Origin of the sequence: Salipiger sp. PrR002 (genome assembly GCF_010500775.1) — a bacterium.
Lineage (GTDB): Bacteria > Pseudomonadota > Alphaproteobacteria > Rhodobacterales > Rhodobacteraceae > Salipiger.
Genome location: NZ_JAAGOU010000005.1, coordinates 135,785 through 155,300, shown reverse-complemented (window position 1 = coordinate 155,300; position 19,516 = coordinate 135,785). Strand labels below are relative to the sequence as shown.

At 67.2% G+C, this 19,516-nt stretch carries 22 protein-coding genes; 5 read left to right on the top strand and 17 right to left on the bottom strand.

Annotated elements, in window-relative coordinates; genetic code table 11:
• The first annotated feature begins 19 nt into the window (after positions 1-19).
• The gene (locus G0A00_RS07295; RefSeq protein ID WP_164180065.1) at positions 20-2,122 is read left to right on the top strand and encodes a methyl-accepting chemotaxis protein; all 2,103 of its coding nucleotides are present in this window, start codon (positions 20-22) and stop codon (positions 2,120-2,122) included.
• A 76-nt stretch (positions 2,123-2,198) separates the two neighbouring features.
• Here the strand turns inward: G0A00_RS07295 and G0A00_RS07290 are convergent, their stop codons facing one another.
• The gene (locus G0A00_RS07290; protein ID WP_164180063.1) at positions 2,199-2,807 is read right to left on the bottom strand and encodes an enoyl-CoA hydratase/isomerase family protein; all 609 of its coding nucleotides are present in this window, start codon (positions 2,805-2,807) and stop codon (positions 2,199-2,201) included.
• The gene (locus G0A00_RS07285; protein WP_164180061.1) at positions 2,804-3,553 is read right to left on the bottom strand and encodes an SDR family oxidoreductase; all 750 of its coding nucleotides are present in this window, start codon (positions 3,551-3,553) and stop codon (positions 2,804-2,806) included. Before G0A00_RS07285 ends, G0A00_RS07290 begins: the two co-directional genes overlap by 4 nt.
• Before the next feature lie 134 nt (positions 3,554-3,687).
• On the opposite strand from G0A00_RS07285, the gene G0A00_RS07280 reads away from it, so the two are divergent.
• The gene (locus tag G0A00_RS07280) at positions 3,688-5,229 is read left to right on the top strand and encodes a DUF2125 domain-containing protein (protein ID WP_164180059.1); all 1,542 of its coding nucleotides are present in this window, start codon (positions 3,688-3,690) and stop codon (positions 5,227-5,229) included.
• 113 nt (positions 5,230-5,342) lie between these two features.
• Here G0A00_RS07280 and G0A00_RS07275 read toward each other — a convergent pair whose 3' ends face one another.
• Complete coding sequence (locus G0A00_RS07275; protein ID WP_164180057.1) at positions 5,343-6,560, bottom strand: UbiH/UbiF/VisC/COQ6 family ubiquinone biosynthesis hydroxylase; 1,218 nt, start codon at positions 6,558-6,560, stop codon at positions 5,343-5,345.
• Positions 6,561-6,647: 87 nt separating this feature from the next.
• Between G0A00_RS07275 and G0A00_RS07270 the strand changes: the two genes are divergently transcribed.
• Complete coding sequence (locus tag G0A00_RS07270) at positions 6,648-7,976, top strand: amidase (protein ID WP_164180055.1); 1,329 nt, start codon at positions 6,648-6,650, stop codon at positions 7,974-7,976.
• Between the two features lie 67 nt (positions 7,977-8,043).
• Here G0A00_RS07270 and G0A00_RS07265 read toward each other — a convergent pair whose 3' ends face one another.
• Complete coding sequence (locus tag G0A00_RS07265) at positions 8,044-8,475, bottom strand: hypothetical protein (protein ID WP_164180053.1); 432 nt, start codon at positions 8,473-8,475, stop codon at positions 8,044-8,046.
• A gap of 96 nt (positions 8,476-8,571) precedes the next feature.
• Positions 8,572-9,756, bottom strand: coding sequence for a lytic murein transglycosylase (locus tag G0A00_RS07260; RefSeq protein WP_066103792.1), 1,185 nt, complete (start codon positions 9,754-9,756; stop codon positions 8,572-8,574).
• Positions 9,757-10,040: 284 nt separating this feature from the next.
• Between G0A00_RS07260 and G0A00_RS07255 the strand changes: the two genes are divergently transcribed.
• Positions 10,041-10,409, top strand: a complete 369-nt coding sequence (locus G0A00_RS07255) for a response regulator transcription factor (protein WP_066103790.1) — start codon at positions 10,041-10,043, stop codon at positions 10,407-10,409.
• 6 nt (positions 10,410-10,415) lie between these two features.
• Here the strand turns inward: G0A00_RS07255 and G0A00_RS07250 are convergent, their stop codons facing one another.
• The 6 genes from G0A00_RS07250 to def (G0A00_RS07225) all read right to left on the bottom strand — a co-directional run bounded on the left by G0A00_RS07250 (position 10,416) and on the right by def (G0A00_RS07225) (position 14,445).
• On the bottom strand, positions 10,416-11,405 hold the full coding sequence (locus G0A00_RS07250) for a glutathione S-transferase family protein (RefSeq protein WP_164180051.1): 990 nt from the start codon (positions 11,403-11,405) through the stop codon (positions 10,416-10,418).
• A 115-nt stretch (positions 11,406-11,520) separates the two neighbouring features.
• Positions 11,521-11,757 (bottom strand): GlsB/YeaQ/YmgE family stress response membrane protein, encoded by a 237-nt coding sequence (locus G0A00_RS07245; protein WP_066103786.1) that lies wholly within the window; start codon positions 11,755-11,757, stop codon positions 11,521-11,523.
• A 21-nt stretch (positions 11,758-11,778) separates the two neighbouring features.
• Positions 11,779-12,753 carry a methionyl-tRNA formyltransferase gene (fmt, locus tag G0A00_RS07240; protein WP_164180049.1) on the bottom strand — a complete coding sequence of 325 codons (975 nt, stop codon included), beginning with the start codon at positions 12,751-12,753 and terminating at the stop codon, positions 11,779-11,781.
• A 134-nt stretch (positions 12,754-12,887) separates the two neighbouring features.
• Positions 12,888-13,382: a peptide deformylase gene (gene def, locus G0A00_RS07235; protein ID WP_164180047.1), complete on the bottom strand. Its 495-nt coding sequence runs from the start codon at positions 13,380-13,382 to the stop codon at positions 12,888-12,890.
• A gap of 47 nt (positions 13,383-13,429) precedes the next feature.
• A complete protein-coding gene (gene def / locus G0A00_RS07230; protein WP_164180045.1) occupies positions 13,430-13,927 on the bottom strand; it encodes a peptide deformylase in 498 nt (165 codons plus the stop codon).
• On the bottom strand, positions 13,924-14,445 hold the full coding sequence (gene def / locus G0A00_RS07225) for a peptide deformylase (RefSeq protein WP_066103778.1): 522 nt from the start codon (positions 14,443-14,445) through the stop codon (positions 13,924-13,926). Before def (G0A00_RS07225) ends, def (G0A00_RS07230) begins: the two co-directional genes overlap by 4 nt.
• Positions 14,446-14,572: 127 nt before the next feature.
• On the opposite strand from def (G0A00_RS07225), the gene G0A00_RS07220 reads away from it, so the two are divergent.
• Positions 14,573-15,751 (top strand): MalY/PatB family protein, encoded by a 1,179-nt coding sequence (locus tag G0A00_RS07220; RefSeq protein ID WP_164180043.1) that lies wholly within the window; start codon positions 14,573-14,575, stop codon positions 15,749-15,751.
• A gap of 103 nt (positions 15,752-15,854) precedes the next feature.
• On the opposite strand, the gene G0A00_RS07215 is transcribed toward G0A00_RS07220, so the two are convergent.
• The 6 genes from G0A00_RS07215 to G0A00_RS07190 form a co-directional block, all read right to left on the bottom strand.
• Positions 15,855-16,478 carry a trimeric intracellular cation channel family protein gene (locus G0A00_RS07215; RefSeq protein ID WP_164180041.1) on the bottom strand — a complete coding sequence of 208 codons (624 nt, stop codon included), beginning with the start codon at positions 16,476-16,478 and terminating at the stop codon, positions 15,855-15,857.
• Between the two features lie 4 nt (positions 16,479-16,482).
• A complete protein-coding gene (rnhA, locus tag G0A00_RS07210; protein WP_066103773.1) occupies positions 16,483-16,935 on the bottom strand; it encodes a ribonuclease HI in 453 nt (150 codons plus the stop codon).
• Between the two features lie 60 nt (positions 16,936-16,995).
• Positions 16,996-17,448, bottom strand: coding sequence for a DUF3429 domain-containing protein (locus G0A00_RS07205; RefSeq protein ID WP_164180039.1), 453 nt, complete (start codon positions 17,446-17,448; stop codon positions 16,996-16,998).
• 140 nt (positions 17,449-17,588) lie between these two features.
• Positions 17,589-17,981, bottom strand: a complete 393-nt coding sequence (locus G0A00_RS07200; RefSeq protein WP_164180037.1) for an ACT domain-containing protein — start codon at positions 17,979-17,981, stop codon at positions 17,589-17,591.
• Positions 17,978-18,928 carry a 4-hydroxy-3-methylbut-2-enyl diphosphate reductase gene (ispH, locus tag G0A00_RS07195; protein ID WP_066106891.1) on the bottom strand — a complete coding sequence of 317 codons (951 nt, stop codon included), beginning with the start codon at positions 18,926-18,928 and terminating at the stop codon, positions 17,978-17,980. The genes G0A00_RS07200 and ispH overlap by 4 nt, the downstream gene beginning before the upstream one ends.
• Before the next feature lie 116 nt (positions 18,929-19,044).
• Positions 19,045-19,485, bottom strand: a complete 441-nt coding sequence (locus tag G0A00_RS07190; RefSeq protein WP_066103769.1) for a YqaA family protein — start codon at positions 19,483-19,485, stop codon at positions 19,045-19,047.
• Positions 19,486-19,516 lie beyond the last annotated feature (31 nt).

Below are 19,516 nucleotides of genomic sequence, written 5' to 3'. Positions count from 1 at the left end.
CTGACGATGGAACGCTGACATGAGCCTGCGCCTCATTCTTCTCGCCGCGCTCGGCCCGCTTCTGGCACTTGTGCTCTACTTCGCCGGGCACGAGGTCTTGCGCCTCAAGCACAGCGCCGACGAACAGGCGCGGGTCGCGGCCATCGCCGCCGAATCCGAGATACTGTCGGATCTCGTGCATGAACTGCAGAAAGAACGCGGATATTCCGCAGGGTTTACGGCCTCCAGAGGCGAGAATTTCAGCACCGAACTGACGTCTCAGCGTGCCGCCACCGATGCCGCCCTCGACCAGTTGCAAGGCAGGCTGCCCGAAACCGAACGCGCGGCAAGCACGGTGATGGCCGCTGCGCAGACACGGATCGAAGCGCTGACCCAGACCCGCCAAAGCATTGACCGCTTCACGCTCAGCGTTCCCGAACTCGCGACTTTCTACACAGGCTTGATTGACGATCTGATGCATGCCGCGGGTCTCATGCGCGGCAATACCCATGCCTCGCCCGGCTCCGCCCTGATGGAGGCGCGCGAACAGATTGAAATGGCGAAGGAAAGCGCTGGCCTTGCCCGCGCCATGGGGGCGACGGGCCTTGGCACGGATGTTTTCCCGCCCGCCGTGCACCAGCGGTTCATGAAACTCATCGCGCAGGAAGAGGCGTTTCTGGCCCGGGCTGCGCTGACTCTGGATCGCCCGCAGATGCTGAGCGATCTGAATGACAGCGCCCCGGCGCAGGCACTGACCCCGATGGTCGAGATGATCGCTGGCCTGCCCTATGGTGGCGAGCGCGGCACATTGACCGCGACGGAATGGTTTGCCGCCTCCACCGCATGGATCGACGCGCTGCGCGCCGCCGAGACCGACCTAAACACCGAGATCTCGGCGCAGGCGCTTTCGGTCACGCAGGCTGCGCGGCGCACACTCATGATCACCGGCGCGCTAACGCTTGTGGCAACGCTTGTTCTGGCGGCCTTGGCAACCGTGATGACCGAGTTCATCACCCGCCGCCTGCGCCGCCTCACCGATGTGATGATGGAGTTTGTCGAGGGCCGCTTCGAGGCATGGGTACCGCATATAAACAGCCGCGGCGAGATTGGCCGCATGGCGCAGTCGATCTATCGCTTCAAACAGCTCTCGCGCGCCGCGATCGAGAAACGCGCCGAGGATGAGGCGCAACTCAATGCCCGCCACCAGCAGGTCGTGGACCTCATGACCGAGGGGCTGAACGCACTCGCGCGCGCCGATCTGACCCTGCGCTTCGACGCGCCTTTGGCCGCGGAGTACGACGCCATCCGCGCCGATTTCAACACCGCCACCACCCGCCTGCGCGAGGTGATGCGGGCGGTCTCGGACACGGTGGGCGAGCTAGAGGAACGCTCTGGCAGCCTGCGCAGCTCTGCTGCCGATCTGGCCGAACGCACCACCGAGCAGGTCGCCACCATTGGCGGCACCGCCGAGACGGTCTCGGGGCTGACCCGGACGCTGGCCGAAACCAACGCCTCTCTGCGTGATGTGAAGGGGCTCGCCGACGCAGCGAAGGGCCGCGCCGACCGCTCGGGCGAGGTGGTCCGCAATGCCGTCGCCGCCATGGACCGCATCGCCGAAAGCTCTGGGCGGATCGCGCAGATCACCGCGGTGATCGAGGATATTTCCTTCCAAACCAACCTATTGGCGCTCAACGCCGGGGTTGAGGCCGCACGCGCCGGAGAGTTCGGCAAAGGCTTTGCCGTGGTCGCCATGGAGGTTCAGGGTCTCGCCAGCCGCTCCGCCGACGCGGCGCTCGAAATCAAGGGGCTGATCGAGGAAAGCGCTCGAGAGGTCAGCGGCGGCGTCAATCTGGTGGGCGAAACCGGCGAGGCGCTGCAGGCCATCCTCGAGCAGATCCTTCGCGTTGACGAGGTGCTCTCAAGCGTCAGCGCCGCCGCCGAGGCGCAAAGCCGCGAATTGCAGGGGGTGAACAACGCCACCGCGCGCCTGCGTGACCTCACCTCGCAGAACACCGCCGTGGCCGATGCCAGTCGCGATGCCTCGACCGAACTGGCAGAAGGCGCGCAGCGGCTGGCCGCTCTGGTCGCCGAGTTCGATCTTGGCACCCCGCAAGCCGCGCAACCCCGCAGTCAGGCCGCATGACTTGGCCTGCAGAACAGGCCGCGCGGTCCAGCTTTGCGCCAATCACAAAAGGAGCAATCCCGGCATGCCTAGAAACCTATCGAATAAGCCCCTTGATCGCCGCCGCATGATCCGGCGCCGCGCCCAGCGCATCCTCGGCCAGTGCCCGCGCGGTCGTCATAAGGTGGTCGGGCGGCACGATGCGGTCGATCAGTCCCCAAACCTGCGCCTCTTCCACCGGCACCTTCTGCCCGGCCATGAGGATCATCTTGGCCCGTGCGGGACCAACCAGCGCCGCCAGACGCGGCGGATCGGAGGGCTGCGGCAAAAACCCCAGCTTCATCACCGGATAGAAGACTTTCGCCCCCGGAACCGAGATGCGCAGATCGCAGGCCAGCGCCATGCCCATAGCGCCCCCCGCCAGCGTGCCGTTGAGCGCGCAGATGGTCAGACAGGGCAATGCCGCGATCGCCCCCGAGAGCCGCTCCCAGAGCGGCGAGGTGGCAAGCCCGGCGCGCGCCGCCTCGAGGTCTGCACCGGCAGAGAACACCTTGCCCACCCCGGTCAGCACCAGCACCCGCGCCTCGACCGCCGCCTCGGCGATCTCACACAGGCGCTCGAGCATCTCCGGCGTCAGAGAGTTGGCCTTCTCCGGGCGGTCGATCACCGCCAACCAGTAGCCGCCCTCTTTCTCCAGCGAGATCATGCGACGCCGATCTTGCTGCGAATGCCTTCGTCGCGCAGCGAGACCTCATCGCCGAGGAAGCCATTCGCCTCCGGCCCGCACATCCATAGCAGCGCCTTGGCCACCCACTCGGGCGGAATATGATCTTCCCACTCCAACGCGCTCACCGCATTCACCCCAGAGGCTTTGATCGTGCGCTGCATCTGCGTCGCCACCGTGCCCGGCGAAAGCGAGATGGCGCGGATGCCACGGGCGCGGCCCTCTTCGTCCGCCATGCGGGTCAGCATCAGCGCCCCGGCCTTCGAGGCGCAATAGGCCGACCAGCCCTCAAGCGGGCGGTGCGCCGCGCCAGAGCCGATGGTCAGCACCGTGCCGCCGCCCTGCGCCAGCATCAGCGGCAGCGCCGCGCGCATGCCGTGGTAGACGCCCTTGAGGTTGACGTCGATCACCTGCCCCCATGCGTCCGGATCGGCCCCGGCCAGCGGCGCGATCGGCTCGATCACCCCCGCGTTGTTGACCAGAATGTCGAGCCCGCCAAAGGCGGTGACGCAGGCCTGAACCGCCTGATCCATCTCCCAGTAGCGCGAGATGTCGCAGGGGATGGCGATCGCCTTGGGGCCGATCTCTCCGGCCAGTTCCGCCACCGCCTCGCGGCTGCGCGCCACCAGCGCCACATTCGCGCCAGCCTCGGCAAAAAGCCGGGCCGCCGCGGCGCCGATGCCGCGGCTCGCTCCGGTGATCAGCGCGGTTTTCCCTGTCAGGTCCATGGATTGCCCCATCGGTTGGAAATCCCCTCCTTGGTAAACACAGCGCTATCCACGGTCCACCCCCTTGACCCCGGGGGATACGGAGGCGAACTCTAGGCCATTGATTGCGATATACGCCATGGAAGGGATTGGGGATGCGTGTTCTGACTGGGGTCATGGGAGCCGGTGTTGCGGCATTGGCACTGACGCCGCCCGCACTCGCGGATGTCACCCCCGAACAGGTGTGGGATGACCTGTCGGGCATGCTCGAGGGGGTCGGCTATGAGGTCTCGGTGACCGAAAGCCCCAGCGGCGGAAATCTGCTGCTCAGCGATCTCACGCTCACCATGGCGGTGGCCGCCGGTGAGGCGCAGGCCGCGGGCGACGTGACGGTCGCCTTCGGTGATCTGACCTTCGAAGACCTCGGCGACGGCACTGTCGGAATCCGCTTCCCCAGCCCGATGCCGATTGACATTCGCGTCACCGAAGAGGGCGCCGAGCCGGTCGAGATGACGCTGGAACTGGGTCAGGAGGCGCTGGAGATGATCGCGTCCGGCACCCCGGAGGCGATGGACTACAGCTATAGCGCCGCCGCCACATCGCTCGATCTGGTGCGTCTGGTGGCCGAAGGCGAGGAACTGCCGCGTGAGGTGATCAGCGCCAGCCTTGCCACGGGCCCGCTCAGCGGCAGCTCCGAAGTGGACAGCAGCGACGGCACAAGGCGCTACAGCCACAGCTACAAGACCGACGAGCTGCGCTACGATCTGTCGGGCAGCAACCCCGAGGAAGAGAATGCCACCGGGCAAATCTCCGGACGCATGACCGGTCTGGCCAGCAGCGGCATGTCGGTGATCCCCGACGAGATGGGCAGCGAGGATGCCGCCGCCTTCATGGCCGCGGGTTTCGAGGGCAACGGGCGCTTCACCTATGAGACCGGGCAGGCGAGCTTTGCGGTCACTCAGGACGGCGAGACGATGACCGGCAGCAGCAGTTCGAAAGGCGGCAGCTTCGAGGGATCGATTGACGGCACGCATCTGAGCTACGCTCTGTCGCTCGATACGCTGAACTACGAGGCCGAGGGCAGCTCTCTGCCCTTCCCGGTCAGCGCCGCGATGGACAAGGTCGCCTACAATATGACCCTGCCGCTGGCCAAATCCGACACCCCGCAGGATCTGGCGCTTGGCCTCACCCTGGGCGGGCTGACCGTGTCGGATCAGATCTGGGGCATCTTCGATCCCGGCGGCAGCCTGCCGCGCGATCCGGCGACGCTGGCGTTCGATATCACCGGCAAGGCGACGCCGCTGGTGTCGATCTTCGATCCCGCCGATCTCGCGCAGCTTGAAGGCGAAGAGACCGCCCCTGCCGAGCTCAATGCGCTGTCGCTCAACAGCCTGACGCTTGAGGTGGCGGGCGCCAAGATCACCGGGGAGGGGGATTTCACCTTCCACAACGAGGACACCGAAAGCTATGGCGGCATGCCGCGGCCCGAAGGCGCGGTCAACTTCACCCTCGCCGGGGCCAATGGGCTGATCGACAAGCTTATCGCCATGGGGCTGCTGAGCCAGCAAGACGCCATGGGCGCGCGGATGATGCTGGGCATGTTCACCGTGGCCGGGTCCGAGCCCGACACGATGACCTCGACCATCGAAGTGGACGCCGACGGCCATCTTCTGGCCAACGGGCAGCGCATCCGCTGAACGCGCGGCGCCGCAGGTCCGGTGAGGGCCTGCGGCGCCAAATCTCTTCGAAGAGATGTGCAAGCTCCTTCGAAGGAGCTTGGCTTACCTTCCCCGGCAGCTCGCTTCGCGGCTCATTTGGCCATGAGATCGGGCAGATCGCCGGTCAGCCCGGCCGCCTCGCGCACGAAGTTGCGGCGCAGCCCCGGCATACCCTGAACCAGCGCCATGCCAAGGTCGCGCCCGGCGCGCAGCAGCGGGTTGTCGTTCGAGAAGAGCCGGTTGAACAGATCGGTCGCCGCCGCCAGCGCCGCCGTGTCGAAGCGACGCCAGCTCTGGTAGCGCGCCAGCACGAGCTCCGAGGCCACATCCTCACCGCGCCGCTGCGCATGCGCCAGCACATGCGCCAGCGCGGCGACATCGCGCAGCCCGGCGTTGAGCCCCTGCCCGGCGATCGGATGCATGCCATGCGCCGCATCCCCCACCAGCGCCAGCCGCGCGCCAATGAAGCTGTTCGCCAGCGTCAGCCCCAGCGGATAGGTATAGCGCGGCCCGGCCAGCGAGATCTCTCCGAGGAAATCGCCGAAGCGCGGGCGCAGCACCTGCAGATACTCGTCGTCGGGCAGCGCGTTGATCGCGCGGGCCTGCGCATCGCTCTCGCTCCAGACGATCGAGCTGCGGTTGCCGGTCAGCGGCAGGATCGCCAGCGGCCCGCTGGGCATGAAGAACTGATGCGCCACGCCCTCATGCGACTTTTCATGCGCGATGGCACAGACCAGCGCGGTCTGGCCATAGGTCCAGCCCATGCGCCGGATGCCGGCGCGCGCGGCGGTGCCGCTGCTGCGCCCGTCGGCGCCGATGAGCAGCCGTCCGCGCAGGCTGTCGCCATCCGCCAGTTGCACCGTCACACCCGAGGCATCCACCTCCTGCCCGATCACCGTGCATCCCGCGCGATGGGTCACAAGCGGCGCATCGGCCATGGCTTGCAGCAGCGCGCGGCGCAGGAAGCGGTCTTCGACCATATGGCCCATCGGCCCTTCCTCGATCTCCGCCGAGGCGAAATCGAGCCCGAGGAACACTTCTGCCTCGCCGACCCGTCCGTCGGTCACGCGGATGGCGCTCATCGGCTGGGCCTGCGGCGCCAAGTCGTCCCAGAGGCCGAGATTGGCCAAGAGCCGCACCGAGGCGAGGGCCAGCGCATAGGCGCGGCCATCGAACCCCGGATCGGCGCGTGTCTCGCCGGGCAGAGCGTCGATGACGGTAGAGCTGAGCCCGGCCTGTGCCGCCGCCAGCGCAAGCGCGGGGCCGTTCAGACCGCCGCCGATGATGAGCAGATCGCTGTCCTGTGTCATAAGGCGTACTATGGTCCTGCGGCCGGGATTGTCCATGCGGCGCCGTGCCGTTACCGTCGCGCCGAACGCAAAAAATAGGATGGCGGCATGACGGACTGGACAGGCAAGAGCGCGGCGGATCTGGGGCGGGCGATCGGTGCGGGCGAAGTGGACCCGGTGGCGCTGACGCAAGCCTTCCTCGACAAGATCGCGGCGCACCCGCTGAAGGATCGCATTTACGCCCGTCTCACCCCCGAGCGCGCTCTGGCCGAGGCCGAGGCCGCCAGTGCCCGCGCCAAGGCGGGGCGCCGCCTCTCGCCGCTCGATGGCGTGCCGGTCAGTTGGAAAGACCTCTTCGACACCGCGGGCGTCGCCACCGAGGCGGGGACCGCGCTGCTCAAGGGCCGCGTGCCCGACACCGACGCCAAGGTGCTGCAGACCGCCACCGCCATGGGCCTTGTCTGCCTTGGCAAGACGCATCTGTCCGAACTGGCCTTCTCCGGCCTCGGGCTCAATCCGGTGACCGCCACCCCGCCTTCGGTGAATGACCCGGGCTCGGTGGCGGGCGGCTCCTCCTCCGGTGCCGCGGCCTCGGTCGCCTTCGGGCTGGCCGCCGCGGCGGTGGGCTCGGACACCGGCGGCTCGGTGCGCATCCCTTCCGCGTGGAACGATCTTGTGGGGCTGAAGACCACCGCTGGGCGGCTGCCGCTTGAGGGCGCGGTGCCGCTGGCGGCGCGCTTCGACACCGTCGGCCCACTGTGCCAGACGGTCGAGGATGCGGCGCTGATGCTGGCGGCGCTCGAGGGGCGCGATGCCCCCGACCTGACCGGTGCCTCGCTCAAGGGCGTGCGCCTTGCCACGCTGCAGACCATCGTGATGGACGATCTGCGCCCCGAGCCCGCCGCCGCCTATGCCGCGGCACTGGAAAAGCTGGCCGCGGCCGGGGCCGAGATCGTGCCGATCGACGTGCCCGAGGTGGCCGTGCCCATGGGCGACGCGGGCGTGCTCTACACCGCCGAGGCATGGGCCGCTTGGGGCGATGAGATCACCGCGCGTGGCGAGCTGATGTTCCCGCCGATCCGCGCCCGTTTCGAAGGTGGCAAGGAGTTCTCTGCCGCTGAATATATCAATGCGTGGAACCGCATGATGCAGGCGCGCGCCGCTTGGGCCGAGGCCACGGCGGGCTTTGACGCGGTGCTCTGCCCGACCGCGCCGAACCTGCCGCCGCAGGCCGACCGGCTGATGACCGACGAGGAATATTACGTCACCGAAAACCTGCTGACCCTGCGCAACACCCGCGTCGGCAACGTTATGGGTCTCTGCGTCACCACGCTGCCCACAGGCGCGCCAAGCTGCGGCATCTCGCTGATGGCGGCCCCAATGGAAGAAGACCGCCTGCTGCGCCTGTCGGTCGCCGCCGAAGCCGCGCTTGCCTGACCCTTGATGACAGCGAAAGGGCCAGCTTGATCGCTGGCCCTGTACCTTCGGCCACACCGCGAGGCGATCAGCCGCAGCGCGTGTAGGTCAGCGGCTCGGGGCTCGCGCCCTCGCCACTCTCCTGCCGCACCAGCGTGTCACCGCGCAGCACCAGAACCACGTCCCGGCTCCAACTGAGCCCCTCGCCGGTGAAGGCAAAGGACGCCTCAAGGCGCTCGGGATCGCTTTCGGCCACTGCATCCAGAACCGCGCGCGATTCATAAAAGCTCAGCGTGTCGCCTTCGACGGTCATCAGCCCCTTGGCATCGCCGCGGGTCGAGGTGCAATCCGCCGGAACCAGCCCCCAGCGCCCCTGCATGTCCTGCGGGATGGCAGCAGCGGTGTCCTCGGCTCCCGCGCCCTCCTGCGCCGGGCTTTGCTTCTCCTGCGGCAGGCAGGCCGAAAGGGCGAGCGCGAAGAGCGCCGCCAGCGAAGCGGGGTGTTTCGCAAAACGTATCATACGCGCAAAACCCAGCGCGCTGCGCAGCGGTTCCGCGTCGCTGGTGGCGACGGCTGCCCGCCGCTCACCCTGCGCGAAACCCCGCCGCCGAGCCGCTCAGAGCGCGTTCAGCAGGCTCTCCGTCGGCCAGCCATCCACCGGCAGCCCCAGTTCCGCCTGCATCCGGCGCACCGCGGCACGGGTGCCCGCGCCGAGGATGCCATCGGCCTCGCCAACGTCATGCCCGCGCGACTGCAGCTTGCGCTGAAGCTGCTGCATCTGTGGCCCCGAAAGCCCCGGCGCGGGCGTGCGCGCGTCATAGACCGGCGCCCCTTCAAGCCGCGTGGCGAAATAGGCCGCGGTCAGCACGTAGGTGAAGCTCTGGTTCCACTCGAAATAGACCCGGAAGTTCGGGTAGGCGATAAATGCTGGCCCGCCGCGCCCCTGTGGCAGCAGGATCGACGCCTGCAAGCGCCCATCATCCAGCGCGCCATTGCGCCCCGACACGCCCAGACGCTCCCATTCGGCGACGCTCAGGGTGGTCTCGAGCCCGGTCATCGACCAGTCGAAATCCTCCGGCAGGGTGATCTCCTGCAGCCAAGGCTCGTTCGGGCGCCAGCCAAGCCCCGAGAGCATCTTCGCCCCCGACATCAGCGCATCGGGCACCGAGGACTTGAGCAGCACATGGCCGTCGCCATCGCCATCGACGCCGTTCTCGATGATGTCCTTGGGCAGCATCTGCACCATGCCGATCTCGCCAGCCCAAGCACCGGTGGTCTTTGCGGGATCGAAATCGCCATGCTCGTAAAGCTCCAGCGCCGCGATCAACTGCGGGCGGAATAACTCGGGCCTACGGCAGTCATGCGCCAGCGTGGCCAGAGCGTTGGCGGTGTTGAAGTTGCCCTGATAGCCGCCGTAATCGGTCTCGAAGGCCCAGAACGCCAGCAGCACCCCGCGCGAGATGCCGTATTCGCTCTCGATCCGGTCAAAGACCGCGTCCCATTCCTCGGCCTTGCGGCGGCCCTTGTCGAGCCGGTCCTGCGAGATCAGCTTGCGCGAAAACTCGATGAAGGGCGATTGAAAGATGCCCTGCGCCCGGTCGGCCTTCAGCACTTTGGGATCCTGCCGCAGCCCGCCGAAGAACCGTGCCGCAGCCGCGGGATCGGCCCCCTGCGCCACCGCCTCATCGGCAACCCCGTCCAGAAAGGCGCGGAAATCGCCGCCGCAGGGCACGGCCTGCAGGGATTGGGCCTGCACCGCTGCGGGCAGCAGGAGGGCGGTCAGAAGGGGCCAGATACGCATTGGGACCTCTTGGGAAAATTTGCGTTACCCTATCAGCCCGCACGGGGCAGGCAACCGCGCCGCCTTGGCGCGCGATCACATCGCGTGCAGCGGCCTGTGAACACACAAGCGTGACCTAGCGGCACCCCTGAAACTTGGGATCGGAAAGCAAAATTAATCATTTCTTTAGGAAGCGAGCCGAAAACGGAGGTGGAAGGGTAAAAAACAAATAAAACTCTCACCTGCCTCCGGACAGCGTTCCGGATGCGGAACCACATCAGGGGAGTACCTGTCAGGAGAATGCGATGAAGGTGCTCATAGTCCAACACGATCAGACTCTCGCGCGGCTCTGGGGCCGACATCTCAAAAGCCGTGGTGCCGAGGTCCGCGTCGCGTCAGGTCAGGAGGCGGCGACACGGGTGATGCTCGAAGAGCAGATCGACGTGATCGTGCTCGACCTGATGCTGGCCGAGGGCAGCGCGCTCGCGGTGGCGGATTTCGCCTCTTACCGCCAGCCGCACTGCCGTGTGGTCTTTGTCACCGACACGGCGGTGTTCTCGGACGGCTCGATCTTCCGCCATTGCGGCAACGCCTGCGCCTATCTGCCAAGCGCCACCGCCCCGGCCGATCTTGTGGCCATGGTCGAGCATTACGGGGCGCATTGCGCCCCGTGACATGGCTCAGGCCGCTGCCAGACGCTCGCGCTGGTGCGGCGCGTTAAGGTCAAGCTTCGGCCCCACCGGCACGATGCGGTGCGGATTGATCGTGTCGTGGCTGTAATGATAGTGGCGCGAGATGTGGTCGAGCCGCACTGTCTCGGCGACCCCCGGCCATTGATAAAGCTCGCGCACATAGGCCCAGAGCGCCGGGTAATCGACGATGCGGGCGCGGTTGCACTTGAAGTGGCCGTGATACACCGTGTCGAAGCGGATCAGCGTGGTGAAGAGGCGCCAGTCGGCCTCGGTGATCTGCGCGCCCATCAGGTAGCGCTGGCCGGAAAGCCGCTCCTCGAGCCAGTCCAGAGTGTCGAACAGCGGCGCCACGGCCTCTTCATAGGCCTCCTGCGTGGTGGCGAACCCGGCCTTATAGACGCCGTTGTTGACCGTGTCGTAGATGCGCTCGTTCACCGGCTCGATCGCCTCGCGCAGCGCCTCGGGCCAATAGTCGTCGGTGTTGCCGGTGAGCCCGTCGAAGGCGCTGTTGAACATACGGATGATCTCGGCGCTCTCGTTCGACACGATGGTCTTGCGCTCCTTGTCCCACAGCACCGGCACCGTCACCCGCCCCGAAACCGTCGGGTTGGCCTTGAGGTAGACGTCGCGCAGGTAGGGAAGATCATAGAGCCGGTCGCCGGTGGCACCGTCGAAATCGGTGCGGAACTCCCAGCCCTCCGACAGCATCTCGGGATGCACGGCGCTGTAGGAGATCAGATCCTCCAGCCCCTTGAGCTTGCGGAAGATCAGCGCGCGATGCGCCCAGGGGCAGGCATAGCTGACATAGAGATGGTAGCGTCCGGGTTCGGCCTTGAAGCCCGCCTCGCCCGAGGGCCCGGCTGATCCGTCAGCGGTCACCCAATTGCGGAACTTTGCCGTGGACCGCACGAATTTGCCGCCGGTCTTGTCGGTGTCATACCATTTGTCCTGCCACTTGCCGTCGACCAGTAGGCCCATCTGTCGCACTCCTGCGTTGCTCTGGGCCATGAGCTAGTGGCATCGGGCGGCCAAGCAAACAGGCAGGGGCGCGCAGCCCCTTCGCATGAGCGCACACTCCGAGGCGGAACCGCCGTCAGCGCGGGCCGAATTTCTGGAAGATCCAGATCAGCAGTATGGCGCCCAGCACCGCGCCCACCAGACCGGCCAACGCCCCGGTGACCGCGATCAGCCCGCGCAGCACCAGCCCGCCGATCAGCGCACCGCCCATGCCGATCAGCACCGTCTGAAGGACACCGGTGCGCACCTGCATGACGCGCGTGGCAAAAAACCCCGCCGCCGCGCCAAGGATGATGAGCCAGAGAAGTCCCATGCCGCCCTCCTTTCGCGGGGCTCAGCCCGCCTGATGCCCAGTCTTAAGCCCAGTCTTATGCCCGCCATGATGACCGCTGTCGTGCCCCGAGCCCAGCACCATGCCCGCAGGAATGCGCAGCCCGCGCAGGAATGTCTCGACGTCCTGCGCGCCCTTGCCCGCGCGCTGCGCCCGCGTCACCTGCACCGCGCCGCTGCCGCAGGCGATGACGAACCCGTCGTCCAGCGCCTCGCCAGGCGCGCCTTCGCCCGGCACCACACGCGCGCCCAGCAGCTTGATCCGCTGGTCCCCGGCCATGGTCCACGCGCCCGGGAACGGCGCCAGCCCACGAATGTGCCGCGACACTTCCTCGGCGCTCAGCGACCAGTCAAGCACCGCCTCGGCCTTGTCGATCTTCTGGGCGTAGGTCACCCCCGCCTCGGGCTGCACCGCGGGCGTCAGATCGTCGAGCCGCTCCAGCGCGGTGACGATGAGCCGCGATCCCAGCGCCGACAGCCGGTCGTGCAGCGCGCCGGTGGTCTCCTCTGCGCCAATCTCCAGTGCCTCGCGCAGCAGCACCGGCCCGGTGTCGAGCCCGGCCTCCATCTGCATGATGCACACGCCGGTCTCGGGATCGCCCGACAGGATCGCCCGGTGGATCGGCGCGGCGCCGCGCCAGCGCGGCAGCAGCGAGGCGTGGATGTTGAGGCAGCCATAGGCCGGCGCATCCAGCACCGCCTGCGGCAGGATCAGCCCATAGGCCACGACCACCGCCACATCCGCCTTCAGCGCGGCGAACTCGGCCTGCGCCTCCGCACCTTTCAGGCTCACCGGGTGGCGCACCTCCAGCCCCATCTCTTCGGCCCGCGCCTGCACCGGCGAGGGACGCTCTTTCTTGCCGCGCCCGGCGGGCCGCGGCGGCTGGCAATAGACCGCGGCGATCTCGTGCCCGGCGCCCGCCAGCGCCTCCAGCACCGGCACCGAAAACTCCGGCGTTCCCATGAAGACCACGCGCATCCGCCCGCTCCCTTTCATCTTTCCAAAAATACTCGAAACCCGCGGCACCGCACCGGCGCCGCGGCTTCATTGTTCCTCAAATACGCAAAACCCGCCAGCGCGGCCACAGACAAGGGCCAAGACGAAGGCCGATCTCAGCCGCGCTTCTTCGACTTACGGATCAGCATGTCGCGCTTCACCTTGCCCAGGTGGTCGAAATACATTTTGCCGTTCAGATGATCGACCTGATGCTGCACCGAGGTCGCCCAGAGCCCGACAAAATCCTGCTCCCGCGTCTCGCCGGTCTCATCCATGAAGCGCACCGTCACGCCGCGCGGGCGCTCGATCTTCGCCCAGACGCCGGGCAGGTTGGGGCTGGCCTCGTCATGGGTGTTCATCTTGACCGAGGCATGCAGGATCTCGGGGTTGGCCATGCGGATCGCCTTGCCGCGCTCTTCCGAGGCATCGACCACCGCAAGCCGCAGCATCACGCCGATCTGCGGCGCGGCCAGACCGACGCCGGGCATCGCCTCCATCGTGTCGATCATATCGTCCCAGAGCGCGCGGATCTCATCGGTGATCGCCTCGACCGGCTCGGCTTTGGTCCGCAGGCGCTTGTCGGGCCAGGGAATGCATTTGCGTGCAGTCATGCCACGCTCCTTGTCAGGGTCGTCAGGCCAAAGGTCTGGCCGGAATTTTACGCCAGCGCGTCGTACTCAGCCGTCAGCGCGTCCCGCGCCGCGGGCTCCAGCCGGTCGAAATGCACCAGCCCGTCAAGATGGTCATACTCATGCTGCGCCACGATCGCCTCGGGGCCGGAGAGTTCGACCTCCTGCGCCGCGCCGGTCAGATCGGTAAATCCGAGGCGGATCCGCGCCGCGCGCGTCACCTGCGCCGTCACGCCGGGGATCGACAGGCAGCCCTCGCCGCCGGTGACCGTCTCGTCCGAGGCCCAGAGGATGCGCGGGTTGATGCAGGCCAGCGGGTTCATCTCGCCGTCCTTCCAGCCCGCGTCCATCACGAAGACCCGGACCATGGCGCCCACCTGCGGCGCCGCCAGCCCGCGACCGGGCGCGTCATACATCGTCTCGAACATATCGGTGACCAGCTCGGTCACCTCCGCCACAGAGGCCACCTCGGCGCAAACCTGCGACAGGCGCGGGTCGGGCCAGCGCAGGATCGGCAGCAGGCTCAAATCCGCGCCCTCTCGCGCTTCAGCTTCTGCATCTTGCGGGTGATCATCTGGCGCTTCAGCGGCTTGAGGTAGTCGATGAAGAGCTTGCCATCGAGGTGGTCGATCTCATGCTGCACGCAGGTCGCCCAGAGCCCGTCGAACTCTTCCGTCTGCAGCTTGCCGTCGCGGTCGAGCCATTCCACCTGCACGATCTTCGGCCGTTCGACCTCGGCATATTGCTCGGGGATCGACAGGCAGCCTTCCTCGTAGACGTTGCGCTCGTCCGAACTGGCGATCACCCGTGGGTTGAACATCACCAGCGGGCGCGGCGTCTCACCGTCGTCGGGGCGCGCGCAATCGAGCACGATCAGCCGGTCCAGCACGCCGATCTGCGGCGCGGCCAGCCCGATGCCCGGCGCGTCATACATGGTTTCGAGCATGTCGTCGGCCAGCACGCGCAGCTCGTCCGACAGATCGGGCACCGGCGCGCAGAGCTTCTTCAGCCGCGGATCGGGGTGAATGAGGATAGGGCGTTTCATGGGTGTCACTTAGGCAAATGAACGTGATCGCGCAAGATGCGCGCAGTGCAGTGGTTGCACTCCGGCGCGCGTTCGCTAGCGTCGGCGCGAGACCTGTCCGAGATGCTGTAGGGAAGTGACGTCGCCGATGAAAGACCTGTTCAACCAACCGATCGACCGCCGGGGCACCGGCTCCGCCAAATGGGACCTGATGGAGAAACTCTTCGGCGTGCCGCAGGACGACGGTCTGGCGATGTGGACCGCAGATTCCGACTATCCCACCGCGCCCTGCGTGCGCGACGCGCTGCAGGCGCAGGTCGATCTCGGGATCTTCGGCTATTTCTCGGCCATGTCGCTTTATACCAGCGCGGTGCAATGGTGGATGAAGACGCGGCACGACTGGGACATCGAACAGAACTGGATCGTGCCGGTGCACGGGCTCGGCAATGGTGTCGCCATGTGCCTCGACGTCTACACCGCGCCGGGCGATCACGTGGCGATCTTCTCGCCGGTCTATCACGAGTTCGCCGCCAAGGTGCGCCGCGCCAACCGGGTGGTCACCGAATGCCCGCTGAAGCGCGAGGGCGACCGCTACGAGCTTGATCTCGAGGATGCGCAGGCGCGGCTCACCGGCAAGGAGACCATGCTGATCTGGTGCTCGCCGCAGAACCCCTCGGGCCGTATCTGGACGGCGGGTGAGCTGCGCGCCGTCGCCGAGTTCGCCAAGCGCAACGGCCTGATGCTGCTCTCGGATGAGGTGCACCACGACCTGATCTACCCCGGCGAGACCTTCGTGCCCATGGCCGTGGCCGCGCCCGAGAGCGAGGACCGTCTGATCACCCTCACCGCCGCCTCGAAGACCTTCAACATCGCCGGCCAGCGGGTCGGCGCGCTGACGATCAGCAACGACGGGCTGCGCAAGCAGATGGAAGACCGGCTGACCGCGCTCGACAGCAAGCCCAACGCGCTGGGTCTGATCATGACCGCCGCCGCCTATTCGCCCGAAGGCGCGGAATGGGTGGATGCCCAGATCGCCCATCTCGACGGCAATCGCGCGGTCTTTGACGAGATGGTCAATGCCATCCCCGGCCTGCGCTCGATGCCGCTGCAGGCGACCTATCTCGCTTGGGTGGATTTCTCCGGCACCGGCATGGATTTCGAAGAGGTCAACGCGCGGGTGCGCGACATCGCCAAGATCGCCGTCAGCCCGGGCCCGTCCTTCGGCGCCGGTGGCGAGACCTGCATGCGCATCAACCTCGCCGCGCCGCGCGCCACCATCGAAGAGGCCGGCACCCGCCTGCAAAAGGCCTTCGCCGACCTGCAGTGAGCCAAATAAGGGGCGCCGCAGACCAAGCCCGCCCCTTCTTCTCTTTGAAAATACGCCGGGGAGCGCGAGGGGCAGCGCCCCTCGCCTGACCTCCAAGCCGCGATCACTTCCGCGGCGGGCGCGACTTGTAGACGGGGATGCCCCAGCCAAAGGCGATGGCCGAGGCGCGCAGCGCAAAGGTAACCGCGGCGCAGACCAGCGCGGCGGAGAAGGGCGGCAGTCCCAGCACCTCGGCCCCCAGCAGCGCCAGCGCTCCGCATAAGGCACAGGTGGCATAGGGCTCGCCCTGTTTCAGCAGCAGCGGCACCTCATTGGCCACCACATCGCGCATGAGCCCGCCAAGACAGCCGGTCATCACCCCCATCACGAGGATCACGCCCCAGGCCGCGCCCTCGGCCTGCGCGATGGAGCTGCCTGCGGCCACCGCCACCGACAGCGCCGCCGCATCGAGCCAGAGGATGGCCTTTGCGCGGCTCTCCAGCCGGTGCGCGGTGAAGAAGACCAGCAGTGCCGCGGCGCAGGCGATGCCAAGATAGGTCGGCTCGGCCACCCAGAACACCGGGTGCCGGTCGAGCAGCAGATCGCGCGTGGTGCCGCCGCCGACGGCGGTCAGGCAGGCGAGAAAGGCAAAGCCCACCACGTCGAGCTGCGCCCGGCTGGCGACCAGCGCGCCGGTCAGCGCGAAGATCAGAACCGAAGCATAGTCGAGAAGGACGAGCGGGCTCATCGCCTCAGCCCTTGAAGGGGGCCATGCCCGCGCGCGCCAGCTCGTCGGCGCGCTCGTTCTCGGGGTGGCCGGCGTGGCCCTTGACCCATTCCCAGGTCACCTGATGGCGCTTCTGCGCTTCGTCGAGCCGCTGCCACAGCTCGGCGTTTTTCACCGGCTTCTTGGCGGCGGTCTTCCAGCCGTTGCGCTTCCAGCCGTGGATCCAGCCGGTGACGCCGTTCTTCACATAGGCGCTGTCGGTCACCACGGTGATCTGCGTCGGGCGCGACAGCGCCTCGAGCGCGCTGATCGCCGCCATCAGTTCCATGCGGTTGTTGGTGGTCTCGGCTTCACCGCCCTTGAGCTCGCGCTCTTTCTTGACGGTGTCGCCATCCATCGCGCGCATCAGAACGCCCCAGCCGCCCGGGCCGGGATTTCCGGAGCACGCTCCGTCGGTATATGCAAATAGGTCAGCCATGGGCGAGCACGCTAAGCCATGGCGACGAGGTGCCGTCAAGCCCGGTCCCGCTGCCGCGTGTCACAGGAACACACCCACCGACAGGCAGGCGATGACCGCCGCGGTAAGTGGCACGCGCAGCGCCAGCCACCAGCGCGGCGTCAGCCCCCAGAGCTGGAAGAAGGCGTCGAGCAACAGCAGCCCGAGAAAGCCGAAGATCAGATTCATCCCCGCCGAGACCGGCCCGCCGCCCACCATGAAGAAGGCCCAGAGCGCCGGCAGCACCGACAGCGCATAGGCCACCGCGGCCTTGCTGCCGCCCGCCTTCGTGGCAAAGCCCCAGAGCACGCCGGACATGAAGGCGAGGATCACCGTGCCATAGGACAGCTGCAGATAGGGCGCGACGAAACGGCTGCCGAGGTTCGCCATGGACCACGCATAAAGGTCATCGCTGTAACGCGTCCCTACCGACCACAGGAAAGGCAGCAGACCGGCGAGGGCGAGAAACAGCGGGGCGCGAGGGACCGAGCTCATGCGCGGCTCCACAGCGGGAATGGGCGGGGCATGGTCTCTCCTCCGAATGTCTTGGCCGAGGGCGCGGCGGGTCTTGCTCTGGCCGCAAGGTTCCCGATCGCCTCTGCCCTGTCAACGGGCGCCGGCGTTGCTTGCGGCGGTCAGCCTGCGGTGATGCGATGCCCGGCCTCGGTGAGCAACGCATGCGCCCTGCCCAAGCTCTCGCCACTGACCAGAAGATAGTCGCGCAGGAAGGTCGAAATCACGAAGACGCCGAGCCCTGCCTCGGACAGCGGCTTCACCGCGGCGAGCACCACGCCCGGCTCGTCCAGTCCCGCCAGCGTGTCGACACGGAACGCCCGCCAGCCAAAGCTGCCCTCTGTCCCCGCGGGGACAGCGGCGGCGGGGCACACCACCGACAGCTCATCCGGCGCGCGGGTCAGGCTGACGCAGCCCGAGGCGCCGGTCCAGTCGGGAAAGGGGGCGTCGGGCGGAAGACGCAGGATCGCATGCTCTTGCGGCAGAAGGACCAGCGAGAGCTTTGGCAGGCTCATGCGGGCATGCGCAGGACGCGCGGCACCTTGAATTCGATGTCTTCCTGCGCGGTTTCCACCTGCTCGACGGTCATGTCGTAGCGCGCGCCAAAGGCGGCGACGACCTCGTCGATCAGCACCTCGGGGGCCGAGGCGCCCGCGGTGACACCCACCGTGCGGATGCCTTCGAGCGCGCGCCAGTCGATGTCATCGGCGCGCTGCACAAGTTGGGCGTAAGAGCAGCCCGCCTTGCGCGCCACTTCGACCAAACGCTTGGAGTTCGAGGAATTGGGCGCCCCAACCACCAGCAGCGCGTCGCAGTCGCCCGCGATGGCCTTCACCGCGTCCTGACGGTTGGTGGTGGCGTAGCAGATGTCTTCCTTATGGGGGCCGACGATGGCCGGGAAGCGCTGCTTCAGCGCCGCCACGATATCCACCGTGTCATCGACCGACAGGGTGGTCTGCGTCACGAAAGCGAGCTTTTCGGGATCGCGGACGTCAACATGCGCCACATCGGCGACGGTCTCGACCAACAGCACTTCCCCTTCGGGCAGCTGCCCCATGGTGCCGATCGTCTCGGGGTGGCCTTCATGGCCGATCATGATCATCTGCAGGCCGTTTTCGTGGTGGCGGGCCGCCTCGATATGCACCTTCGACACCAGCGGGCAGGTGGCGTCGACATAGACCATCTCGCGCCGCGCGGCCTCGGCGGGCACGGCCTTGGGCACGCCATGCGCCGAGAAGATCACCGGGCGGTCGAGCGGGCATTCTTCGAGCTCTTCGACAAACACCGCGCCCTTGTCGCGCAGCCCGTCGACGACGAATTTATTGTGCACGATCTCGTGGCGCACGTAGACCGGCGCGCCCCATTTCTCGAGCGCCATTTCGACGATCTTGATCGCCCGGTCGACACCAGCGCAGAACCCGCGCGGCGCGGCCAGATAGAGGGTAAGCGGGGATTTGGTCATGGTCTCGGTCACGAAAGGGCTCGCAGCATCGGTGAGGGCTTTGGCTGACCTTCGGTCAAAGGCGCCTGCCGTTACCCCAAGACCTAGTGGCTCTGACCGCGCGGGTCCAGAGGCGCTCAGCCCAGCGTGGCGCTGGTGAGCCACGCAAGGATGATGTAGCGGCCTGTTTTGGCAATCGCCACGAGCGACACGAACAGCCACAGCGGCGTGCGCATGATGCCTGCGACCACGGTGAACCCGTCGCCCAAGGGCGCCCAGCTGAACAGCAGCGACCAGATGCCCCAGCGCGCGTACCAGCGCTGTGCACGATCAAGCTGCGCTTCGGTCAAAGGAAACCACCGCTTGTGCCGGTAATGCTCGAGCCCGACGCCAAGCGCATAGTTGACCACCGAGCCGAGCGTGTTGCCGATGCTCGCCACGAGCACCAGCGCCCAGACCGGAATCTCGGTCCGCAGTTGCAGTCCGGCGAAAATCAGCTCGGACTGGAACGGCAGTATGGTCGCGGCGCCAAACGCCGCGAGGAAGAGGCCGCCAAGACCGGCAGCCTCACTAAGCATTTACTGCGGACCTCATCCCCATAACACCCGC

Excerpts from the sequence above, each read along its gene's own strand:
- ispH (WP_066106891.1), bottom strand. The coding sequence starts at position 18,928 with ATGACCAAATCCCCGCTTACCCTCTATCTGGCCGCGCCGCGCGGGTTC.
- G0A00_RS07290 (WP_164180063.1), bottom strand. The coding sequence starts at position 2,807 with ATGATCTCGCTGGAGAAAGAGGGCGGCTACTGGTTGGCGGTGATCGAC.
- G0A00_RS07270 (WP_164180055.1), top strand. The coding sequence starts at position 6,648 with ATGACGGACTGGACAGGCAAGAGCGCGGCGGATCTGGGGCGGGCGATC.
- G0A00_RS07255 (WP_066103790.1), top strand. The coding sequence starts at position 10,041 with ATGAAGGTGCTCATAGTCCAACACGATCAGACTCTCGCGCGGCTCTGG.
- G0A00_RS07275 (WP_164180057.1), bottom strand. The coding sequence starts at position 6,560 with ATGACACAGGACAGCGATCTGCTCATCATCGGCGGCGGTCTGAACGGC.
- G0A00_RS07265 (WP_164180053.1), bottom strand. The coding sequence starts at position 8,475 with ATGATACGTTTTGCGAAACACCCCGCTTCGCTGGCGGCGCTCTTCGCG.
- G0A00_RS07260 (WP_066103792.1), bottom strand. The coding sequence starts at position 9,756 with ATGCGTATCTGGCCCCTTCTGACCGCCCTCCTGCTGCCCGCAGCGGTG.
- G0A00_RS07280 (WP_164180059.1), top strand. The coding sequence starts at position 3,688 with ATGCGTGTTCTGACTGGGGTCATGGGAGCCGGTGTTGCGGCATTGGCA.
- G0A00_RS07200 (WP_164180037.1), bottom strand. The coding sequence starts at position 17,981 with ATGAGCCTGCCAAAGCTCTCGCTGGTCCTTCTGCCGCAAGAGCATGCG.
- rnhA (WP_066103773.1), bottom strand. The coding sequence starts at position 16,935 with ATGGCTGACCTATTTGCATATACCGACGGAGCGTGCTCCGGAAATCCC.
- G0A00_RS07190 (WP_066103769.1), bottom strand. The coding sequence starts at position 19,485 with ATGCTTAGTGAGGCTGCCGGTCTTGGCGGCCTCTTCCTCGCGGCGTTT.
- def (WP_066103778.1), bottom strand. The coding sequence starts at position 14,445 with ATGAAACGCCCTATCCTCATTCACCCCGATCCGCGGCTGAAGAAGCTC.
- G0A00_RS07285 (WP_164180061.1), bottom strand. The coding sequence starts at position 3,553 with ATGGACCTGACAGGGAAAACCGCGCTGATCACCGGAGCGAGCCGCGGC.
- G0A00_RS07205 (WP_164180039.1), bottom strand. The coding sequence starts at position 17,448 with ATGAGCTCGGTCCCTCGCGCCCCGCTGTTTCTCGCCCTCGCCGGTCTG.
- G0A00_RS07215 (WP_164180041.1), bottom strand. The coding sequence starts at position 16,478 with ATGAGCCCGCTCGTCCTTCTCGACTATGCTTCGGTTCTGATCTTCGCG.
- def (WP_164180047.1), bottom strand. The coding sequence starts at position 13,382 with ATGACTGCACGCAAATGCATTCCCTGGCCCGACAAGCGCCTGCGGACC.
- G0A00_RS07250 (WP_164180051.1), bottom strand. The coding sequence starts at position 11,405 with ATGGGCCTACTGGTCGACGGCAAGTGGCAGGACAAATGGTATGACACC.
- G0A00_RS07245 (WP_066103786.1), bottom strand. The coding sequence starts at position 11,757 with ATGGGACTTCTCTGGCTCATCATCCTTGGCGCGGCGGCGGGGTTTTTT.
- fmt (WP_164180049.1), bottom strand. The coding sequence starts at position 12,753 with ATGCGCGTGGTCTTCATGGGAACGCCGGAGTTTTCGGTGCCGGTGCTG.
- G0A00_RS07220 (WP_164180043.1), top strand. The coding sequence starts at position 14,573 with ATGAAAGACCTGTTCAACCAACCGATCGACCGCCGGGGCACCGGCTCC.
- G0A00_RS07295 (WP_164180065.1), top strand. The coding sequence starts at position 20 with ATGAGCCTGCGCCTCATTCTTCTCGCCGCGCTCGGCCCGCTTCTGGCA.